Annotated in this window: 21 protein-coding genes; 18 read left to right on the top strand and 3 right to left on the bottom strand. The window is 47.8% G+C overall.

The genetic code is table 11. The features are described 5' to 3' along the window. Positions 1 to 170: 170 nt before the first annotated feature. On the bottom strand, positions 171 to 386 hold the full coding sequence (locus GT1_RS11000) for a helix-turn-helix domain-containing protein (protein ID WP_188398737.1): 216 nt from the start codon (positions 384 to 386) through the stop codon (positions 171 to 173). Between the two features lie 542 nt (positions 387 to 928). On the opposite strand from GT1_RS11000, the gene GT1_RS10995 reads away from it, so the two are divergent. From GT1_RS10995 to GT1_RS22195, 3 genes are read left to right on the top strand one after another with little or no spacing between them, the layout of a single operon-like run. Beyond that, the gene (locus GT1_RS10995; RefSeq protein ID WP_188398736.1) at positions 929 to 1,681 is read left to right on the top strand and encodes an SDR family NAD(P)-dependent oxidoreductase; all 753 of its coding nucleotides are present in this window, start codon (positions 929 to 931) and stop codon (positions 1,679 to 1,681) included. Positions 1,682 to 1,724: 43 nt separating this feature from the next. Continuing rightward, positions 1,725 to 2,987, top strand: a complete 1,263-nt coding sequence (locus GT1_RS10990) for an MFS transporter (protein WP_188398735.1) — start codon at positions 1,725 to 1,727, stop codon at positions 2,985 to 2,987. 5 nt (positions 2,988 to 2,992) lie between these two features. Next, positions 2,993 to 3,142 carry a hypothetical protein gene (locus GT1_RS22195; protein WP_223226180.1) on the top strand — a complete coding sequence of 50 codons (150 nt, stop codon included), beginning with the start codon at positions 2,993 to 2,995 and terminating at the stop codon, positions 3,140 to 3,142. Between the two features lie 133 nt (positions 3,143 to 3,275). Here GT1_RS22195 and GT1_RS10980 read toward each other — a convergent pair whose 3' ends face one another. Both GT1_RS10980 and GT1_RS10975 read right to left on the bottom strand, forming a co-directional pair. Then, the gene (locus GT1_RS10980) at positions 3,276 to 4,394 is read right to left on the bottom strand and encodes a Coenzyme F420 hydrogenase/dehydrogenase, beta subunit C-terminal domain (RefSeq protein WP_188398734.1); all 1,119 of its coding nucleotides are present in this window, start codon (positions 4,392 to 4,394) and stop codon (positions 3,276 to 3,278) included. Positions 4,395 to 4,483: 89 nt separating this feature from the next. Continuing rightward, a complete protein-coding gene (locus GT1_RS10975) occupies positions 4,484 to 5,476 on the bottom strand; it encodes a DMT family transporter (RefSeq protein WP_188398733.1) in 993 nt (330 codons plus the stop codon). A 168-nt stretch (positions 5,477 to 5,644) separates the two neighbouring features. Between GT1_RS10975 and GT1_RS10970 the strand changes: the two genes are divergently transcribed. The 15 genes from GT1_RS10970 to GT1_RS10900 all read left to right on the top strand — a co-directional run bounded on the left by GT1_RS10970 (position 5,645) and on the right by GT1_RS10900 (position 21,402). Further along, positions 5,645 to 6,526, top strand: a complete 882-nt coding sequence (locus GT1_RS10970) for a LysR family transcriptional regulator (protein ID WP_188398732.1) — start codon at positions 5,645 to 5,647, stop codon at positions 6,524 to 6,526. A gap of 79 nt (positions 6,527 to 6,605) precedes the next feature. Continuing rightward, positions 6,606 to 6,947: a zinc ribbon domain-containing protein YjdM gene (locus GT1_RS10965; RefSeq protein ID WP_075757678.1), complete on the top strand. Its 342-nt coding sequence runs from the start codon at positions 6,606 to 6,608 to the stop codon at positions 6,945 to 6,947. A 240-nt stretch (positions 6,948 to 7,187) separates the two neighbouring features. Next, a complete protein-coding gene (gene thiS / locus GT1_RS10960; RefSeq protein WP_188398731.1) occupies positions 7,188 to 7,382 on the top strand; it encodes a sulfur carrier protein ThiS in 195 nt (64 codons plus the stop codon). 49 nt (positions 7,383 to 7,431) lie between these two features. Continuing rightward, the gene (locus tag GT1_RS10955; RefSeq protein WP_188398730.1) at positions 7,432 to 8,202 is read left to right on the top strand and encodes a thiazole synthase; all 771 of its coding nucleotides are present in this window, start codon (positions 7,432 to 7,434) and stop codon (positions 8,200 to 8,202) included. Next, positions 8,202 to 9,356 carry a 2-iminoacetate synthase ThiH gene (gene thiH, locus GT1_RS10950; protein WP_223226179.1) on the top strand — a complete coding sequence of 385 codons (1,155 nt, stop codon included), beginning with the start codon at positions 8,202 to 8,204 and terminating at the stop codon, positions 9,354 to 9,356. Before GT1_RS10955 ends, thiH begins: the two co-directional genes overlap by 1 nt. A gap of 7 nt (positions 9,357 to 9,363) precedes the next feature. Further along, entirely contained in the window at positions 9,364 to 9,957 is a 594-nt protein-coding gene (locus GT1_RS10945) for a thiamine phosphate synthase (RefSeq protein ID WP_188398729.1), read from the top strand. A 161-nt stretch (positions 9,958 to 10,118) separates the two neighbouring features. Beyond that, positions 10,119 to 11,834, top strand: a complete 1,716-nt coding sequence (locus GT1_RS10940) for a LytS/YhcK type 5TM receptor domain-containing protein (RefSeq protein WP_188398728.1) — start codon at positions 10,119 to 10,121, stop codon at positions 11,832 to 11,834. Continuing rightward, a complete protein-coding gene (locus tag GT1_RS10935) occupies positions 11,797 to 12,570 on the top strand; it encodes a LytTR family DNA-binding domain-containing protein (RefSeq protein ID WP_223226178.1) in 774 nt (257 codons plus the stop codon). Before GT1_RS10940 ends, GT1_RS10935 begins: the two co-directional genes overlap by 38 nt. A 135-nt stretch (positions 12,571 to 12,705) precedes the next feature. After that, entirely contained in the window at positions 12,706 to 14,481 is a 1,776-nt protein-coding gene (locus GT1_RS10930; RefSeq protein ID WP_075757685.1) for a carbon starvation protein A, read from the top strand. Positions 14,482 to 14,623: 142 nt separating this feature from the next. Next, on the top strand, positions 14,624 to 15,319 hold the full coding sequence (locus tag GT1_RS10925; RefSeq protein WP_188398726.1) for a hypothetical protein: 696 nt from the start codon (positions 14,624 to 14,626) through the stop codon (positions 15,317 to 15,319). A 104-nt stretch (positions 15,320 to 15,423) separates the two neighbouring features. Continuing rightward, the gene (locus tag GT1_RS10920) at positions 15,424 to 16,140 is read left to right on the top strand and encodes a FadR/GntR family transcriptional regulator (RefSeq protein WP_188398725.1); all 717 of its coding nucleotides are present in this window, start codon (positions 15,424 to 15,426) and stop codon (positions 16,138 to 16,140) included. A gap of 223 nt (positions 16,141 to 16,363) precedes the next feature. Next, positions 16,364 to 17,818 (top strand): NAD(P)/FAD-dependent oxidoreductase, encoded by a 1,455-nt coding sequence (locus tag GT1_RS10915; protein ID WP_075757688.1) that lies wholly within the window; start codon positions 16,364 to 16,366, stop codon positions 17,816 to 17,818. Then, the gene (locus GT1_RS10910) at positions 17,818 to 19,056 is read left to right on the top strand and encodes an NAD(P)/FAD-dependent oxidoreductase (protein WP_223226177.1); all 1,239 of its coding nucleotides are present in this window, start codon (positions 17,818 to 17,820) and stop codon (positions 19,054 to 19,056) included. The genes GT1_RS10915 and GT1_RS10910 overlap by 1 nt, the downstream gene beginning before the upstream one ends. Beyond that, positions 19,053 to 19,424, top strand: a complete 372-nt coding sequence (locus tag GT1_RS10905; RefSeq protein ID WP_188398724.1) for a DUF1667 domain-containing protein — start codon at positions 19,053 to 19,055, stop codon at positions 19,422 to 19,424. Before GT1_RS10910 ends, GT1_RS10905 begins: the two co-directional genes overlap by 4 nt. A gap of 211 nt (positions 19,425 to 19,635) precedes the next feature. Beyond that, complete coding sequence (locus GT1_RS10900; RefSeq protein WP_188398723.1) at positions 19,636 to 21,402, top strand: methyl-accepting chemotaxis protein; 1,767 nt, start codon at positions 19,636 to 19,638, stop codon at positions 21,400 to 21,402. Positions 21,403 to 21,472 lie beyond the last annotated feature (70 nt).

Raw genomic sequence — 21,472 nt, 5'->3', positions numbered from 1 at the left:
TAAAAACCGTCTAAAGCATCCAATAGCTTTAGACGGTTTTAAAATTACAGTATCTTGCTTCAAGTATTTATCTATTCAAGCCTTCTCAGATTATTGGACCGTCCAACTAAGTAATCGAGAGATACATTGAAATATGAACAATAACCCAGTCTCTGACATTGCCGTCAGTTCTATCTTCTGGCTTTATCTGATCTACCGACCAGATAATCTAGAGATACATCGAAATAGTCGGCTAAGGAGATAAGAACTTCAAAGCTTGGTTTTGACTCGTTTTTCTCATACATATATATGATCCGACGTTTGACTCCAATAACATCTGCCAAATCTTCAGCTTTCAGATCACGTAATTTTCGTAACTGATTTAAACGTTCGCCAAAAGAAGGCATCAAAATCACACACCGTTCAAGTGAAAGTATTGACTGTGCAATTATATTGCATTATAATAACTTTATAGTGCAATATAATTGCACAGAAAGGTGTTTGGTTAAAGATATGATTTTATAACATTCATATCAAGGTTAAAAGAGAGGTAGAGAAAGAAGATACAACATTTAGGTTCAGTAAAATTCTTCTTATTTAGCGTACCTTGCTACCAGTGATGTGTAGACAAGCACCTGGGTATCTGGAAATATTTACAGTTATTAAATTCCTAATTAAGCTCTAGTCTACAGAAAGGAGGCGATTAAAAGAGCGACCTAAACTACGGCAGGCTTAATAAGCCGCTAAACAAGGGCAAAGCATGCCTAAAAATGTGTCCTAAAGACACTTGTCGCTCGACACAACAACAAAACAACTGCTGCCGATGGAGACAATCGAACGGAAAACAGGGGTGTGTTCCACATACGATTGTCTCCATTATAGCGCAGTTGGCAACTGGCTTCAATGCAGGGCTGAGAAAATGCGGCAAATTAATTGCAGGGGTGAGTGAATGAGAGAGTTTGACGGAAAGGTTATTGTCGTTACAGGGGGGAGTGAAGGAATAGGCAAAGCGACGGTTCAGCGGTTTTGCGAGGCTGATGCCCAGTGTATCATTGTGAGCAGAGATGAAGTCAAATGCCGGGAATATGCCAGTGAGCTTACCGGCAAGGGGTATAAGGTCGGTTACATTAGCGCCGATGTTGGCAAGGTTGGCGAAATAAAGAGCATGGTCCGGACTGTTATGGAACGTTACGGGCGGATTGATGTGCTGGTCAATTGTGCCGGGGTCAATGTAAGGAAATTGGCACTGGATTACACGGAAGAAGACTGGGACTATATTATCAATATCAATTTAAAGGGGTCCTTTTTCTGTTGTTTGGAATGCGGAAAAGAGATGGTTGCCCAGGGCTCAGGTGCTATTGTGACCTTAAGCTCTTTGCAAGGCCATATCGTGTTGCCTGAGCGGACAATCTATGCGGCTAGCAAGGGCGGTGTCAGGCAGTTTACCAAAGGGATGGCCAATGAATGGGCCAAAAGCGGTGTCAGAATCAACTCGATTTCGCCTGCTTTCATCAGTACCCCGATGGTGGAAAAAGTAATGAAGGACGTTTGCTGGCGGCAATTGATTGAATCACGTACTCCAATGGGACGGGCCGGAACTCCCCGTGAGGTGGCGGAGATGATCGTTTTCCTGGCATCACCGCGGGCCGGCTATATTACCGGCGCCGATATTGTCATTGACGGCGGCTGGACAGCCAGCTAAACAGGAGTAAAACCGGAACGAAACATTACGAGGAGGCCGTGTCATGAAAAGATATCGCTGGGTAGTCCTGGGTCTTATGGTTCTGTTAACCTTTATCAACTATGTCGACAGGGCATCACTGTCGATCGTGGCGCCGTATGTTATGAAAGAGTTTGATCTTTCACCGGCGGAGATGGGGGTTCTGTTCAGTGGCTTTTTTGCGAGTTATGCATTGTTTTGTTTTATCGGTGGTTATATATCAGATATTTACGGTCCAAAGAAAACAATTACTATTGCGCTGGTATTGTGGTCGGTATTTGCCGCAGCCCCGGCTGTGGCCTGGAGTTTTGCTTCCCTGCTTGTTTTCCGGATCATCTTTGGTGCCGGTGAAGGGCCGGTAAGCTCGGTTACCAATAAAATGATCAATAACTGGTTTCCGGCAACCGAACGGGCCAAAGCTAAAGGTATTACCGATACCGGGATGTCGCTGGGGGCTGCCCTGGCCGGGCCTATCGTCGGTTTGATTGCCGTTCAATGTGGCTGGCGGATTTCATTTGTTACCTTAGCTGTGATGGGGTTTGTCTGGGTAATTTTCTGGCATAGGCTGGTAACCGACTTGCCGAAAGATCACCCTCATGTATCACCGGCAGAGTTGCAGGAGATTGAGGAAGGTAAGGTCACTTCAATACAAACTCCGGTAAAACTTCCGCTGAGCTACTACATTAAGCAGCCAATCATTGTGGCGACCATTGTGGCCTTTTTTGCCACAAATTACGCTACCTACTTCTTTTTGACATGGTTTCCCAGCTATCTTGTCATGGCCCATAATCTTAGCATTAAGAACATGGCCATTGTTAGTGTCATTCCCTGGCTGTTTGGCGCGTTAGGGTACGGCCTGGGTGGTTTTATATCCGATTACCTGGTTAAAAAACTCGGCAATCTGGTGTTGGCCAGAAAGCTTGTTATCTCGGTATGCCTGGCCGGAGCTGCCTTTTCTATCGGGCTGTGCGGCATGGTATCAACCGCGACGGCGGCTGTGGCCTTGATGTCGTGCGGTATATTCTTTGCGTATTTGGCGACCCCATCCTATTGGGCGATCATCCAGGATTCGGTACAGAGTGACAGTGTGGGCCGCGTTGGCGGGTTTGTGCATTTTCTGTCAAACACCGCCGGTATTTTTGCCCCGAGCGTCACCGGCTATATCGTCCAGATTTCCGGTCACTTTACCAGTGCCTTCTTTTTAACCGGGGGCTTGGCGATAACGGGAGCCCTGTTGGTAGCGGTTTTTGCCAAACCGGTTAAGGGGTTTGCAGCAACTGGTATTTAATTAAGTTGGCGGCATTGGTAGCCGCATCAATTTTTAATTATGAAGCGGGCTTTGGTGCAAAAATAAATCAGCTTTTGGATATTATCAGGGAAAACCCGTTCGCACCATATCCTCTATATGAAAAGTTAATAGGTGATTTAACAGGAGCCTATTAACGCAGAATAATATTCAGCACCGTCTTGTATATATGGTGTACCTGCAAGAACGCGTTCTAAAAGTGGTTGCTTTGCGGACGCAGTTAAAACAGTAAAAGACTCATTGACTACTGTCAATGAGTCTTTGCGCTTGTCAGTCAATGTTATTTACATACTTATCAATCAGATAAGGGAAGCCGTGAGTATAATAATCCTCCCAGAACTGGCCGCGGTTTTCCGGGAATTTGACAGGCTCACGGAGACGCTGCTGTTCGGCTAAGCATTCTGCTGCCGGCCGCTCCGCATAATCAAGATCCTGTTTAACCTGTTCGAACAGCATTTTTCCTTTGGCGGAATTTATTAAAATCAGGGATACGCCCTTGCTGTCCATAAATTCCGGCATATATTTTTCAATGCCCCAATAATCGGCGATGGTGATATCGGCAGCCCGTCTGCTGTCGGTAAATCTGCATTGGGAACAGGATGGCCGCATGATGGTACGGGCGGAAAAGTACAGGGTATAGTAATCATCTTCCACATGCGGCTGAGGACAGTTTTTCGTAGTACACATAAAATTCCTGTTGCTATTGGGGCGGTTCCAGGCAAACACCTTGCTGCGGAAATGTACGCTCTCAATTTTATTACCGTATTTAATCTCTAAATGCCGGAGATATTCCTGCCATATCAGCGGACTGGGAATACCATAACAAATGATATCACAGACATACAGGTTTTTCGCCGCAGGGTGGTCGCCGATAAAGCTGCGCAATCCTGCTGTCTGACAGGGTGTTCCTGTGAATAATACCGGTGTTCCGTGGCTAAGCTCGGCTTCAATGTCGGCAAAGGTATCTTTCAAATCGCTTTGCGCATATTTTGAAATTTTAAAGCGGTCGCGCTCTGGGGCAGTGCGGGCCTTCTTATGACATACTTTGAAGTTCTCATTAAAATCAACGCCGTAGACCACGCCATTTTGTTTGAGGATATAATCCGACAGAGCGGTAAATGCCCCGCCGGAGGTAGAGGTCATTTTTACGTCGTCGGCTTTATGTTTGGCGGCATATACGTTCGAGAAGACCGGTTCCTTGGCATTCCCCTCTTTTATCAGTGGACAAACCTGAACACATTGCTCACAATCAATACATGCCTCCTGATTGATGACCGGATATAAGAAGCCTTCCTTATCCGGCTCCATGGCAATGGCACTGCCGGGACAGATTTGCTGACAGGCACTGCAGCCGCAGCAGTTTTCTTTGCCGGTAAATACAGAGTTCATGAAATACCTCCTCAATTTTGCTGGCAGGTGCAGCTGTATAAGCTTGAAGATAACTACTATTGAGTATCGATAGTGTGGTGTTATTTTATTTACCGGCAACCGGGAGAGCGGTCAGCCTTTTTTTGATTGGTAATATAGACACCGGCAATGGCTAACAAGCCGCCTAACCCGGTGTAGATTGTCAACAGGTCGCCATACACAGCTACGCCTGCCAGTGTAGCCATAATTGGATTAAAATAGCTGTAGGTTGCCGTTTTTACCGCCCCGATTCTGGCGATTCCCAAATACCAGACAAAGTAGGAATAGACTGAACAAAAAACAGCCAGATAGACGGCAGCCAGCAGGGTAGTGGCGCCGATTGCCGGCAACTGCTGCCATAAGGTTTTTTCAGCAAATATACTTGGGACAAAAGCAAACGGGAGTAAGAATATGGCGCCAAATATGTGGACATAGGCCATGGCGACAAAGGGATTGTATTTATCTAACACGGTTTTGCTTTTGAGTGTAAACCAGGCCCACATGAGCGCGTTTAAGAGAATCAGGCTATCGCCTAAAAATGTCCGCTGTTGGAACAGGCCGCTGATTTGTCCCTGGGTTATTACTAATAACACACCCAAAAAGGCAATACTGATTCCTAAGAGGCTGCACTTCGTTATGGTTTCTTTTTTGGTAAGCAGGCAGAATAAAGCGGCAAAGGCGGGGGCGGTTGCCATGATAAGACCGGCATTGGTACTGGTTGTATACAACAGTCCCGTATATTGAATGTGGAAATAGAGCGTAATGGCGAAGAAACCAAGAAAGCAAAACTGGGGCAGGTCTTTGGTATCCAGCCGGGAACTGCCCTTCTTTACCAGCAGAATAAGACCGAACAATACCGCCGCGATCACAAAGCGGACGATCGCCAGGTTTAAAGGCAGCAGCTCGTGCATGCCGATTTTGGCAGCCACATAGGAGGTTCCCCAGAATATAGTTACCGTTAGTAACAGCAGGTGGATGTTGCCAAGCTTTTTCCAAAGAGAAGGCTTGGCCGCTGGTATATCGTGGCTATTTACTTGTTTTGAAACAGCAGTTGAGCTACTCATTACAAAGTCCCCAATCGTTAACCGTGTTCCGGAGAGTAGAATACGGTATTGCGCTAAAATATTTATTTGTCTGATTAATTATTGCAATTATAGCATACTAAAAGGTATGATAAAACTATTAAAAATATATGCATTATATACCGAAAAAATATAGTAAGGGGTGTGTAAATGGATATTCGGGACATGAGGAACTTTTATGCCATTGTGGAGGCAGGCAATATCAGTAATGCCGCTAAACGGCTCAATATCGCCCAACCGCCCCTGAGCAAGCAAATGAAACAATTGGAAGAACAGCTCGGGGTGCAATTGTTTGAGCGCGGCAGCCGCAGGATACGGCTTACAGAGGCAGGGCAGCTGTTGCGGGAGCGGGCAGAACAAATACTCGGGCTTGTTGATGGTACGGTTAAAGAAATTACGGAATTGAATTCAAACCTGGCCGGGACCCTGTCGATCGGGACGGTGACTACGTCAGGGGCCACCTTGCTGCCCAATTTGCTTTCCCGGTTCCATGATTTATACCCTGATGTTACCTTCCAATTATGGGAGGGTGATGGCTATCGAATTTTGGAGCTATTGGACAATCGGGTTATTGAGATCGGTATTATCCGGGCTCCGTTTGATTCGGAGATTTATGAATCCATTACCCTGCCTGACGAGCCGTTAATGATTGCCATGAAACGGGATGGCTGCCAATGCGGCGAAGATCCTGAAGTTATCCGGCTGGCTGAGCTTGCCGGTCAGCCTTTGATTATTCCGCGAAGATGGCAGGCCATGGTTGAAGAATGGTGTGAAAAAGCCGGGTTTGCACCGAATATCGTATGTCTCTGTGACGGAATTTTACTCAACATACTTTGGGTTAAACTGGGGATTGGCATGGCGTTGGTTCCTAAATCGACCGAGGTGTTAAGCTCTGATGCGGAGCTGATTTATAAAACCATTGTCGAACCCAATGTATCAACGCAAACGGCAATTGTCTGGGTCCGGAATCGCAATTTATCTGCCAGCAGCAGGCATTTCCTGGCTTTGTTGCAAGACCTTCTGCCTGAGTAAAAAAGGTATAGGGTTTGTCAATAGGTGAAAACTGTGGTAGTATATGAAATTAATAATAATGATGGGAGAAAATGAAAATATGAATGATTTACCCAATTGCCCAAAATGCAATTCAGAATACACCTATGAAGACGGAAGTCTGCTGGTTTGCCCGGAATGCGCTCATGAGTGGGCAGCAGGGGCGGAAAGTGAAAATAATGAAGGCAAAAAGGTTGTCAGAGATGCCAATGGGAATGTTCTGCAGGATGGCGATTCTGTAACGGTAATCAAAGACCTCAAGGTAAAAGGCAGTTCATCGGCCGTAAAAATAGGAACAAAAGTAAAAAATATCCGTTTAGTCGAAGGTGACCATGATATTGATTGCCACATTGACGGTTTTGGGGCGATGAAATTAAAATCCGAATTTGTTAAAAAGGCATAATATCCGGGGATTCCTGCGTAATAGTTGCTGCTGGCTGCAAGAGTAGCAACCGCTGTCTTTGCTTGCTTTGCAGTGGACAATATGGTATACTGGAAGAAAATGAAAGAAGCACAAAATGGGGGACACCACCAAAAGGGTGTCAGTCTCATTTTGTGCTTTTTTCGTTTCGCAGAATAGATGTTTTGCGCGCCTCAGTGCTGGTGACAGTTGTGGGGAGTGCGCTCGAAGGGAGAGAAAGCAATGAAATTAAATGGCAGGACAGTGCCGCTAAAACAGGATCAGACCTTAGCCGAATTTTTACTGGCTGAGAGGTTTGATGGCAGAACGATTGCGGTGGAGCTTAACGGGGTGATTGTCGCCAGAGCAGAGTATGAGACTACCCGGCTTACGGATGAAGATAGCTTGGAAATCGTCAGCTTTGTAGGTGGTGGTTAAATTTTAAAGCTGTTAACAGAAAAGAAAAAAGAGGAGGAAGGTGTTTTCTATGAACGATCGGTTGGTGCTTGGGGGACATGAATTTCAGTCCCGGTTGATTTTAGGCTCAGGCAAGTTTTCGCTGGCAATGACCCAGGCGGTGATTAAACACGGTGAAGTGGAAATGGTGACCCTGGCTTTGCGGCGTGCCAATGTCGGCGGTGAGGAAAATATTCTGGAGTATATCCCGGAAGGAATCACGATTTTACCCAATACATCGGGTGCCAGAAATGCAGAGGAAGCTGTCCGGATTGCCAGACTGGCACGTGAAATAGGCTGTGGCAGCTTTATCAAACTGGAGGTCATCCATGATTCGAAATACCTGCTGCCAGATAACTACGAAACCGTGAAGGCTACGGAGATTCTGGCCAAAGAGGGCTTCCTGGTTATGCCCTATATGTATCCGGACCTGAATGTAGCCCGGGAGCTGGTTAATGCAGGGGCGGTATCGGTTATGCCGCTGGGGGCGCCGATCGGCAGCAACAAGGGGTTGTGTACCAAAGAGTTTATCCGTATTCTGGTGGAGGAAATCGATCTGCCCATCATTGTTGATGCCGGAATCGGCCGGCCGTCCCAGGCGTGCGAAGCCATGGAAATGGGCGTGGCTGCCGTGATGTGCAATACGGCTATCGCAACTGCCGGCGATGTGGCCCAAATGGCCAGAGCTTTCAAACAGGCTGTTGAGGCTGGCAGGGCGGCCTATCTGGCCGGTTTGGGACGTGTTTTGGATGGCCGGGCAGAGGCATCCAGCCCGTTGACCGGGTTTTTGGAGGAATGCTGATGATGGCCGGTTATGGAAATCATATGGAGTATCTGGCAGGGATGGAGGTCATTGACTCCGGTTTAATGGAAAAAGTCATGTCGTTGGTAGAAAAGTACGAGTACCGGCAGTATACGGGTGACGATGTGGAACGGGCGCTGCGGCAGGAACGGCTTTCCCTTGAGGATTACGGAGTTCTCCTGTCTCCCGCGGCCGCAGCTTATCTGGAAACTATGGCGGTGAAAGCCAAGGCAGAGACCAGGCGGCATTTTGGCAACTCGATTCAAATGTTTACACCGCTGTATATTGCCAACTATTGTGAGAATCATTGCACCTACTGCGGTTTCAACTGCCGGAATCGCATTAAACGGGGCAAACTGAACCTGGAGGAAATGGAAGCAGAGCTAAGCGCAATAGCGGCAACAGGTCTGAAGGAAATTTTGCTGCTCACCGGCGAATCCCGTCATTGGTCCGGGGTTGAGTATATTGGTGAGGCCGTTACTTTGGCGGCCCGGTATTTTTCGACAGTCGGAATCGAGATTTATCCCTTGAACACGGATGAATACGCGTATTTGCATGCGTGTGGCACCGACTTTGTCTGTGTATATCAGGAGACCTACAATCCCGGTAAGTATGAACAGGTTCATTTGCGCGGGCCGAAACGCAGTTACCCTTATCGCTTTTATGCCCAGGAGCGAGCCTTACGGGGAGGAATGCGCGGTGTAGCCTTTGGCGCTTTACTGGGACTGGATGATTTTCGCAAAGATGCGTTTGCAGTTGGTTTGCACGCTTATTATCTTCAGCAAAAATATCCGCAGGCCGAGATTTCCTTCTCGCTTCCCCGCTTGCGGCCCTATATTAACAATGCCCAGAACCATGCCAATGACGTTCACGAAAGGCAATTGCTGCAGGTTATGCTGGCATACCGCCTGTTCATGCCCTTTGCGGGTATTACAATTTCTACCCGGGAGCGGGCCTGGTTTCGCGACCATGTCATCGGCATGGCCGCGACAAAAATCTCTGCCGGAGTCAGCGTTGGTGTCGGGGGCCACACCGCTGAAGAAAAAGGGGATGAGCAATTTGAGATTGCCGACCCGCGCAGTGTACAGCAGGTCCATCAAATGATTCTCGGCAGAGGCCTTCAACCGGTCTATACCGACTATGTGCGAGTGTAGCGCGCCGATGCTGATTTGTGTAACCCGGCGCCAGCTTTGCCAGGAGGATTTTTTGCACCGTATTCAGCAATTGGCTCAGGCCAGGCCCTATGCGGTGATGCTTCGGGAAAAGGATTTGGATGTGCCGTCCTATGAGCGAGTGGCCGGGAAGGTGAAGGAAATCTGTGACCGTTACGGGGTGCTGCTGATTCTTCATCAATACGGTATAGTCGCGGAAAAACTGAAGCTGAGCCATCTGCATTTGTCGCTGCCAGCTTTGCGGACCTACAAAGCCGGCGAGCGCCCCCTGCTTGTCGGCGCGTCTGTCCATTCGGTTGCCGAAGCTGAAGAGGCCCAGGCTCTGGGGGCTGCCTATGTTGTTGCCGGACATATTTATGCCACAGACTGCAAGCCGGGAATTCCCCCCAGAGGACTGTCGCTATTGCGGCAAGTCTGCCAGGCGGTTACGCTGCCGGTGTTTGCCATTGGCGGCATCACCAGAGAGAATGCGCGGGAGGTATTGGCCAGTGGCGCCAGGGGTTTCTGTGTTATGTCGGAAGCCATGACTTGTGAGGAACCGGCGGCGCTGGTGGAGGCTTTTGCCAAAGCAGCGTTGCCTTAGCAGCATATATACCGCCCGGAGGTTTCCTTTTTTACTGCATAGTTTGTCGGCAGTTTGCCGGTTTGAACCCCAAAAAATGGTTCAGGCCGGCAAACTTTTTTTTGCAGGGTTACTATGTTTTTCTCCGAAGTAATATCATATTGAAGGTAGAGGTGCATTCTATGGAAGAAACTTTGCTGATGCAAATGATCGAACGCATGAGTATTGCGGCCACCTTGGCGTTTGTTTTATCACAGACTACCATTTTTCGCCGTATTACTTACAGTTATGTAAGCGTAATGGATAAAGTAAAGCTTTCGCTTATTTTTGGCTGTATTGGTATTGTTGGTACCTATGCCGGCATCCCGGTGGATGACGCACTGGCCAACTCCCGGGTGGTAGGAGTGATGGCTGCCGGACTGCTTGGCGGTCCGGCCATAGGGGCTGCGGCCGGTTTAATAGCCGGGGGACACCGCTATCTGATGTTTGGCGGATTTTCGGCTTTTTCCTGTGCGCTGGCCAATGTCCTGGAGGGCTTGTTAGCCGGCTGGATAAAACAGCGATACCCGCACAGTCCGATGTCCTGGTGGATGGTTCTGCTCAGTGGTATTGTCGGAGAAATTATGCAGATGGTGATTATACTGCTTACCGCCCGGCCTTTCGAAATGGCGGTAACCCTGGTAAAGCATATAGCCTTGCCGATGATTGTCGCCAATTCCATTGGCCTTATGATTTTTATGTTAATCATTAAGATGACAATGGAGGTACAGCAGCAAGTCGGCGCGGCACAGTCGCAAAAAGTATTGGCTATTGCCGCTCAAACATTGTCGTATTTTAGAAAAGGGCTTGATACGGCGTCCGCCAAGGCGGCGGCAGACATTATTTATGCCAATGGAAGTTACCCTGCTGTGGCCGTAACCAATACTGAACGGGTTTTGGCTTTTGTTGGCACCGACGCCGGGCATCATTTGTCGAAGCACCACCAGCTTACGCTTGCTACCAATAAAACTTTGCAGACAGGCAATATTTATATTGCCAAAAGTCCTGAGGAAATCGGCTGCCAATGTCCCGGTTGTCTGCTGACCAGTGCTATTGTCGTACCGCTGAAACGAGGGGAACAGATTATTGGAACCTTTAAGCTGTACTACGTCGACAATAAGCCGGTTAATCAATCAGATGTCGTATTTGCCGAGGGACTTGCCCATTTATTTTCCATTCAACTTGAACTGGCGGAAATCGACCGTCAGGCAAAATTAGCCGCGAATGCGGAATTAAAGGCTTTGCAGGCCCAGATCAATCCGCATTTTTTATTCAATACGCTGAATACGATAACCTCGTTGATTCGAACCAAACCGGATTTGGCGCGCAGCCTGCTGATAAAGCTCAGTGCCATTTTCCGTTTTACCTTGCAAAAAGCCGGTCGCAATATTACTATTGCGGACGAACTGACACAAGTCAGCGCCTATTTGGCGATTGAAAAAGCCCGCTATGGGGACAAACTGCTTATTGAAGAAAATATTGATCCGTCAACCGGGGAGTATTTAATCCCCTCACTTACCATTCAGCCGGTTATTGAAAATGCTGTTATCCATGGCTTGAAGCCAAAGAACGATGGCGGAACGATTACCATTAATATTCAGAAAACCGTGCATGATATTATGATTATGGTTGCCGATGATGGGGTGGGAATGGATTTGGCGGCAGCCAATCCCCTCAAACACCCTTTTAACGATCATATCGGACTGATGAATGTTCATGAACGCCTGCGCGGACAATATGGCGGCTCCTATGGTCTGGCTATTGACAGCACTATCGGCGCAGGTACTGTTGTTACTATTACCATTCCCCAAATAACTGCAAATGAAGGTGAAGCATATGCTCAAAGTCCTGATTGTTGATGACGAATTACCGGCCAGAGAAGAATTGCGCTACCTCCTGTCGTTGAAACCGGAGATTGAAATTGCCGGTGAAGCGGACAATGGCGCACAGGCCATTAAACTTGCTACCCTGTTACAACCGGATGTTATCTTTTTAGATATCAGCATGCGGGACATCAATGGGCTGGAAGCTGCGGTAATCTTAAGAAAAATTGCAGTCCATACCATGATTGTTTTTGCTACCGCCTATGACGAATATGCGATAAAAGCCTTTGAAATTGGCGCGGTAGACTATATCTTAAAACCCTTTGAACAGGAGCGGATTGACAAAACCATTGTACGTCTGAAAAATTATCAGCCGGAAGAATGGAAAGCCGCTGCTGACCGTATTGATGCTGTACTTGATGTTACCAAAGTTCATATTCACAAACTGCCGGTAGAAAAGGCAGGGAGAATTATTTTCATCAACTACAGTGATATTATTTACGCTTATGCCAGTGCCGGCAATGCGGTTATCGTAACCGCCGGTGAAGAATTAAACTATAGCGGTACACTCGCAGAACTTGCAGACCGGGTTGGCGATACCAATATACTGCGCGTACACAAAAGCTATCTTGCAAACATGGATAAAGTACAAGGAGTTGTGCCGTGGTTCAAGGGTACTTATTGGCTGAAAATGGAGCAATGCCCGCAGGTGGAAATACCTGTTAGTAAAAGTAAAATTAAAGAGATAAAAGCCATTTTGGGATTGAAATAATACTATTTCTGTTCATTGTCAATAATTTCTGTTTAAGCCTTACTTTGTTCCATTCATAAAGATTGCATTTATTTAATGAATTCTTTGTTTTATAGTTAATTCGAAGAATTCAATAAATACAAGGAGGCAAGTCTTATGAATGGTTTTTATCTGGTACTCATCGCTGCTTTGGTGCTGACGATTTGTTATCGTTACTACGGCGCCTTCATGGCTGCAAAAGTATTAGCTCTTGATCCTAACCGACCGACTCCGGCTGTTGTCCACGAAGATGGCCATGATTATGTGCCCACGAATAAATGGGTTACTTTCGGTCATCATTTCGCCGCTATTGCCGGTGCCGGCCCGCTTGTCGGCCCGGTACTGGCAGCCCAGTTCGGTTATTTGCCGGGAACTATCTGGCTGCTTATCGGTGCCTGTATCGGCGGGGCAGTCCATGATATGATTATCCTGTTTGCCTCAATCCGCCATGATGGTAAATCTATTGCGGAAATTGCCAAGGCTGAAATTGGTAAATCGGCCGGTTTGGCTGCTGCCCTTGCCGTTATCTTTATTTTGGTTATCACCATGGCAGGTATGGGGATTGCGGTTGCCAACGCCCTGTTTAACAGTCCCTGGGGAGCGTTTACCGTTGGGGCCACCATCCCAATTGCCCTGTTCATTGGCATTTATATGCGCTATCTTCGTCCGGGCTGTGTGGGCGAAGCATCCTTTATCGGCGTTGCTTTGGTTATTGCCGCTGTATTTGGCGGAGCCTGGATACAACATTCTGCCTGGGCACCTTTTTTCACGCTTACCCGTTCCCAATTAGATATTTTACTTCCTTTATATGGTTTTGTTGCAGCCGCGCTGCCGGTATGGCTCCTGCTGGCTCCGCGTGATTATTTAAGCACCTACATGAAGATCGGTACGATTGCTGCCTTGGCTTTAGGAATTATCATTGTTCAACCCCAGATCCAGATGCCGGCGATTACGCCCTTTATTAGTGGGGGCGGTCCTGTTGTTCCCGGTCCGGTATGGCCTTTTGTCTGTATTACTGTTGCCTGCGGGGCAATTTCCGGCTTCCATTCAGTCATTGCCACCGGTACAACGCCTAAAATGATTACCAACGAAAGCGAAATACTGCCAATTGGTTTTGGTGCCATGCTGGCGGAATCCTTTATTGGCCTCATGGCTTTGATTGCGGCAACCAGTCTGGTTCCTGCCGATTACTTTGCTATCAACAGTACGCCGGCAGCCTTTGCCAAGCTGGGAATGGTTGTCGAGGAGCTTCCCTGGTTATCACAAATGGTTGGTGAAGATGTTGCCGGCCGGCCTGGCGGTGCGGTATCACTTGCCGTAGGTATGGCGCACATTTTTGCTAAAATCCCCGGACTGGAAAACTTTATGTCCTTTCTCTATCACTTTGCCATCATGTTTGAAGCCCTGTTCATTTTAACCATTATTGATGCAGGTACCCGGGTTGGCCGTTATTTATTGCAGGAAGTTGGCGGCATGATCTACAAACCGCTTGGTGATGTGCATTGGACTCCCGGTATCGTATTTACCAGTGCATTAATCTCCTTTGCCTGGGGCTATCTGATCTTTGGCGGTTCGATTTCATCCATTTGGCCGCTGTTTGGTCTGTCTAACCAATTGCTGGCCAGCATGACGCTAACTATTGGTACTACCGTATTACTGCGTATGGGCAAGGCAAAATACCTGTGGGTTACTTTGGTACCGCTTTCCTTTATGCTGGTTACGGCCCTGACTGCCGGTTTTTACAATATCTTTGAATTCTATTTGCCCAAAGGCCAAATGTTACTGGCCGGTTCCAGTGCAGTCATGATGATTCTCATTGTCTTTGTCATTATTGATGCTGTAAAAGTATGGTTTAACATGAAACCTGGCAAAGCTGCGGAAGAAACGCTGTAGTCAATAACCCCTCTTGAAAGAGCCTTGGGCACTTGCCGGAGTTCCGGTAAAGTATCCGGGGCTCTTTTCATCTGGGAGGGGATTTTTTACCTGATGTCGAATCCCTGGATATTCGCCAAAGTAAGAAGCGGGGGTTAATTAGTTGGGCAAACAAGCAGAACTTTTGCAGGAATTTAACCGGGGACGGCTGAATGAAGAAGCGGTGAATGTGGAAAGAGTGCATTTCTACAAAACCGACAGAAGCGTTAATCCCAAGCAGGAGGACCCTTTTTATGTTTCTTTAGGGAAGCTGCCTGTTCTGGTGTCGGCGCCGCATGCCGTCAGGTACTACCGGCAAAGAAAGATTAAGATGTCAGATCAATTTACCGGTTCCATCGCGTTTCTCTTGCAGCAACTGATAGATTGTCATGCCATTGCGGTGACTAAGCTTTATGGCGGTGACCCTAACACCGACAACCCTTGTATCTATAAAGAAAGAATTGCCGGGATTTGTGCCAGGCACAAGATAAAGCTGGTACTGGACCTGCACGGTGCGGCGCGCGAGCGAATTTTTGATGCCGATTTTGGCACCAATGAGGGCAAGACGCTGCTCAATCAGACCGGGATGCTGGCAGCACTGGAGCGTAACTTTCAGGAACTGGGGTTAAGCAAAATCTCCCGGGACCACGCTGGCGCCATCGGCCCTGATGCCGTTACCGCTTATGTGGCCCGCGAACTGGGCATACCTGCTGTGCAAATAGAAATTAACAAACAATACCGGGTGCCGGGGCAAAATCCCCAGGGTTTCCACCGTCTGCTGGGGGCTTTGGTCCAAAGTATCCGGGAACTGACACGGTAGACCGACGGCCGCCTCCCCGGAGTTGCGATAAAGGCGGCAGGACGCTATAATTAATGTCATAATCAAGGGAAAATCCCCGGGATTGGTGTAAGGTGGTGAAATCCATGCTGGTGGTTGAGGGTTTGGCAAATAAGTCCCTTGTGGAAACTACTTCAGATGCCATAGTCAAGCTGATTGTTGATAATGAGTATCCTGTCGGACAGAAGCTGCCTAATGAGTATGAGCTTTCGCAGCTTTTGGGCGTAAGCCGCAACACCGTGCGTGAGGCCATTCGGGCGTTGGTGTCCAGAAATGTTGTGGAAATCCGGCGGGGTGCAGGCACCTTTGTTTCACAAAAAATGGGTATCGCCGATGACCCGCTGGGGCTTACCTTCATCAAAGACAAGGAAAAAGTATTTTTAGACCTGATTCAGGTGCGGTTTCTTCTGGAACCGGCCATTGCCTCCTGGGCGGCACAAAATGCAACAGCCGGAGAGATTGAAACCTTAGGGCAGTTGTGTGATGAAGTGGAGCAGCAGCTGTTGGCCGGTGAAAATCCGGTAAAAAAGGATATTGAATTTCATACCCAAATTGCCAAATGCAGTAAAAATACGGTGGTGCCTAATTTAATTCCCATTATCAATGCGGCTATCACTGTGTTTACCAATATTGAGGAAAATAAAGTGGTAAGCAAAACCATTGAGCATCACCGGGAAATTTTTGAAGCCATTAAGGCCCGGCGGCCCCATGACGCGCAAGACGCTATGCTGCTGCATCTGTCTTATAACCGAAATAAGTTAAGAAAAAGTATGCATCTTAAAGAAACCTCATTTCTCAAATAAAACGGAGAAGTGAGGTTTTTATTTTTTATATATACATCCTATGTATTTGAGACTGTATATATGGGCAAAACGAAATAATAAAGCCCCAACAGAGGGGGATAATTGTAATTTTATTCGAAATAAGCAAAATCAATTGACAAAATCCCCTGGAAACGATAATCTAAAACTATAAATACATCCAATGTATTTTGACTGCTAATAGGGATATGGGGGTGCTTGCCAAATGAAGCAGGTATATGATGCAGTAATTATTGGCGCAGGTGTGGTCGGTAGTGCGGTGGCGAGAGAGTTGGCCCGGTTTCGCCTGAAGATCGGGGTTCTGGAAAAGGAACTGGATGTAGGCTGCGAAACCAGCAGCAGGAATACCGGTGTACTGCATGCCGGCTTTACTTATAAAACCGGCTCCCTTAAAGCGCAGTGCAGTGTGGAAGGGAATGCCGAATTTGATAAAGTGGCCGAAGAATTGGATATTCCCTTTAAACGAACAGGCAAGGTGGTTGTCGGCTTTGATGAAAAGGACCGCCAAAGCCTGATAAAATATAAGGCCATTGGCGATGCCAACGGTGTGCCTGGCTTAACTATGATTGATAAGCAAAGACTGGCAGAACTGGATTCGAGTGCCGGAGGAGAATTCGCCATGTATGCCCCTTCGTCCGGCATTTTAAATCCTTTTATTTATACTATTGCCCTTGCGGAAAATGCCAGGCAAAACGGCGTGGATTTTTATTTTGACCAGGAAGTCATCGGTATTCAAAGGATAAATGACCTTTATGAAATAACCACCAGGCATGGGGTATACCAAACGCGATGGGTGGTTAACTGCGCCGGGCTGAACGCAGCCAGGATTTCAACCCTGCTGGGGATTGACGGCTATACCATTGCCGGCTTCAAGGGCGAATATTTTGTGTTAGATAAAAGGGTTGGCAAATACCTCAATATGCCGGTATATCCGGCACCGGGGCCGACAGGCGGCTTTGCCACCCATGCAACGCCGACGGTGGATGGCAATGTGCTGGTTGGTCCAAGCTCGGAGCTTGTTGAGGATTTTGCCGACTATGGCGCAACACCGGCAGTGATGGAGAATTTGATTGCCGATGGCGCCAAAATGTTCAAACATATGAAACGGGAGCATTTTATCCGGAATTTCTCCGGAATTCGCCCCAAGCTGATCAATAAAGAGACGCGGCAAGTACTTGATTTTGTAGTAGAAGCAAGGGCAGAAGCCCCCAATACCATTAACCTGGTAGGCATTGAATCACCCGGGTTAACCTGTGCCCTGCCCTTGGCCAGAAGGGCGGTTGCCCTCATGCGGGAACAAGAAGCCCTGACACCTAATGAAAGCTTTAACCCGAGGAGAAAAGGCATCCTTTGCTTTGCTGAGCAAAGTCGTGAGGTACAAAAAGAATTAATTGCCCAAGACCCCAATTATGGCGAGATAATTTGCCGCTGTGAAACGGTGACTAAGGCCGAGATACTGGCGGCCGTCCATAATTGCCTCGGCGTGGAAACCGTACTGGGGATTAAAAACAGAACCCGCGCCACCATGGGGCGCTGCCAGGGCGGCTACTGTGAGACCAGAATTGCCGAGATTATTCAGGAGGAATTGCAGAAAAAAGCAACCGGGGTCATCTATGGAAGACCTGGTTCTACCATGTTTACCGGGAGGGTGAGGGTGTAATGGCTGTAATAAATAAAGAGGTTGTAATTGTCGGTGGCGGGCCGGCGGGGCTTGCGGCTGCGGTACAGCTTAGAAATAAAGGCATTAACGATATTGTCATACTGGAAAGAGAAAAGCAGTTAGGCGGAATCTTGCGGCAATGCATCCATGACGGCTTTGGCCTTACCCGGTTTCAACAGACTCTGAGCGGCCCGGAGTACTCGGCACGCTTTATCGATCAGGTAGCAGCAATGAATATCGAATATATTACCGACACCACCGTCATTGACATTACCCCGGGAAAAAAGGTCATTGCCGTGTCAAAAGCAGGTTTGCTGGAGTATCAGGCCAAAGCCGTTGTGCTGGCAATGGGTTGCAGGGAAAGAACCAGAGGCGCCATTGGCATTCCCGGTACAAGGCCTGCCGGTATCTATAATGCCGGCGTCGCTCAGGCATATATTAACCTGCATAATACCATGGTGGGGAAAGAGGCGGTTATTCTTGGCTCCGGTGATATCGGGATGATTATGGCCAGAAGAATGACACTTGAGGGCGCCAGGGTAAAGGCGGTATTTGAACTGCAGCCATATCCCAGCGGCCTGCCGCGAAATATCGAACAATGCCTGAATGATTATGGTATTCCGCTGCATGTAAGCCACACCATTACCAACATCAAAGGCTATTCGCGCCTGGAAGGCGTTACCGTATCGCAGGTTGATGAAAACCTGAAACCCATTCCCGGAACAGAAAAGGATTATGCCTGCGATACCCTGATTCTGTCTGTGGGCCTGATTCCCGAGAACGAACTGTCCTTAGCCTGCGGCGTAGAGTTGGACGAAAGAACCAAAGGTGCTGTTGTGGATGAAAACTACCAGACTACTGTACCCGGAGTGTTTGCCGCCGGCAATGTATTGCAAGTACATGATTTAGTCGACTTTGTCTCCCTGGAAGCAGAAGCGCTTGCCGACAGTGTGGCCGAATATATTACTGCAGGCAAACTGCCTGACTGCGGGATTAGGATAACAACAGATGCTGCCGTAAGCCATACCATTCCCCACCAGATCAGTGGCGGCAAGGATGTGAAAATCTCCCTGCGGGTAAGAAAACCCTTGAAGAATTGTGTAATAGCTGTCCTGCAAGGGGAAACGGTAATTAAGACAATAAAATTGAAAAAAGCAATTCCGGCAGAGATGATCCAGTTTAAGCTGGAGCAGGCAGCGCTGAAATCGACCGATACGATCAAGGTGGTGGTAAGATGAAAAAAGAGTATACCTGCATCATCTGCCCTAACGGCTGTGAACTGGAGGCCGAAATCGAGGGAACAGAAATAATTGCCATAGAAGGGGCAGCCTGCAGCAAGGGTACAGACTATGTCCGGCAGGAGTTAGTCGACCCGCAAAGAAATATTGCTACCTCGGTATTGATTGCCAACGGGGACATACCGCTTGTAAGTGTAAGACTGAGCAATCCCATTCCCAAAGCGGAAATTTTTGCTGTAGTAAATGAAATTAAGAAAGTAAAATTAACGGCACCGGTAATGCTGGGCCAGGTTATCATCAAAAATGTGTTGGGGCTTAATGCCGATATTATTGCCACCAAACAGGTCGGGGTAAAACGGGTATCATAATGAAAATCAATAAAAAGCCCTTAGCGGGGCTTTTTTTATTGATAAAGTTTTGTGGTGGATTTGGCTGGCAGCAACCTGGCGGCACGGTTTATTAATTATTCTGATATGCCAACGTATTTCCAATTTCAATAACATGTGATAAAATATGATAAAAAATCATTATATTAAGAAAATTTTGTATTTTCCTTTGGGATGAAGTAGGAGGAGCGTTATGACAAAATTAAAGTATCGGTTAATAGCTGCTTTATTCGCCACTAGCTTTGTGTGTGTCTTGATTCTCTCATGCTACAGTGTTTGGAGTACAATCCAGCGTAATGAAGCCGACATCCAGGAATACCGGGCCATGTTATACGAACAATTTGACAGAAGCATCAAGCTGGAGGTGGAAACTGCCCACAGTCTGGTGCAAAAGCTGTATACTGAGCAACAGCAAGGAGTTTTGTCTGAAGCGGAAGCCAAAAAACAAGCGGCTGCGCTGATACGGGATTTGCGGTTTGATAACGGCAATTATTTTTGGATTGACACCACCGAGGGGATTAACGTGGTGCTGCTGGGGCGGGATATTGAGGGTAAAAGCCGCCTGGAGCTTGTCGATGCCAAGGGTAATAAGTTTATCCGGGATATAATCAACAGCGGCATGCAGCCGGCCGGCGGTTATACCGATTACTGGTTTCCTAAGCCAAATGAAACAGAAGATTTGCCTAAACGAGGCTATTCCCTGCTGTTTAAACCATATAACTGGATTATCGGCACCGGGAATTGGGTAGATGACATCGAAGCAAATGTTGCCGCAAAAGCAGCAGCAAATAAACGCCAGTTGATAAATGATATTGGGATTGCCGTGCTTATCGCCATAATCGGGCTTAGTATTTCTGTCTGTATGGCGTTATACATCAGCCGGAAGATATCTGACCCTATTGTGGCGGCGGCAGAAGGTGTACGCCAGATTGCCACAGGCAATCTGGGAGTAGCTGATTTGCCGGTCAATGCCAGGGATGAGACGGGAATGCTGTCCCTGTCTGTAAATGAGATGAAAGCCAGTTTGCGGGAGCTTATCCGCGAAGTAGCCGATTCCTCAAATCAGGTGGCCGCCGCCAGTCAGGAACTTACCGCCACGTCGGAACAAACGGCGCTTGCTTCCTCGCAAGTGGCGGCATCTACCACCGAGATGGCTCGCGGCAGTGAGAATCAGGTGCAGGTGATAAGCCATGCTTCCGGCGCAATTGAACATATGTCGGTCAATATTGAGCAAATAACAGACAAGGTGAAAGCTGTGGCTGAAGTATCCGGTAAAACAGCCACGGCAGCAAGGGATGGAGAACAGGCTGTCTATTCTGCCATTAAACAGATGACCAATATTGAAAAAACCGTTACCGATTCTGCGGCAGTTGTCAGCAAGCTGGGGGAGCGTTCCCAGGAAATTGGGCAAATTATCGATACCATTGCCGGCATAGCCGGGCAGACCAATCTGCTGGCGCTTAACGCAGCCATAGAAGCCGCCAGAGCCGGTGAGCAAGGACGCGGCTTTGCCGTTGTAGCCGAAGAAGTCCGGAAACTGGCCGAACAGTCTCATGGAGCGACCCAGCAAATTGCCGGCTTGATTCAGGAAATACAAGCCGATACCGAACGTGCGGTAAAAGCTATGGGAACAGGTACCGGTGAGGTTAAACTGGGTACCAGTCTGGTTTCTTCTGCAGAAACAGCATTCCATGAAATCTCGGCAATGGTAAATCAGGTTTCGCTGCAAGTGAATGAGGTAACGGTTGCTGTTCAGCAGGTGGCACAAGGCAGTCAGGCAGTGGTTTCCTCCATTCGGCAAGTCGAAACCATTGCCAGGGATGCAGCTACAGAGACCGGGACTATCTCAGCTGCAACCGAGGAACAGACTGCATCGATGGAGGAAATTGCTTCTGCCAGTCAATCGCTCGCGCAGCTTGCGGAAAAAATTCAAGTTGCAGTTGCCAAGTTTCGGGTATAATTAACTTATAGATAACTGATGCCCCGGACCGCGCCCGCAGTAGTAGAGAAAAACGGCTTCACCCATGCGC

This window comes from Sporomusa sp. GT1, assembly GCF_014634905.1.
Taxonomy (GTDB): Bacteria; Bacillota; Negativicutes; order Sporomusales; family Sporomusaceae; genus Sporomusa; species Sporomusa sphaeroides.
Note: the sequence above shows the minus strand (reverse complement) of the source record. Positions and strands in the feature narration are given on the sequence as shown.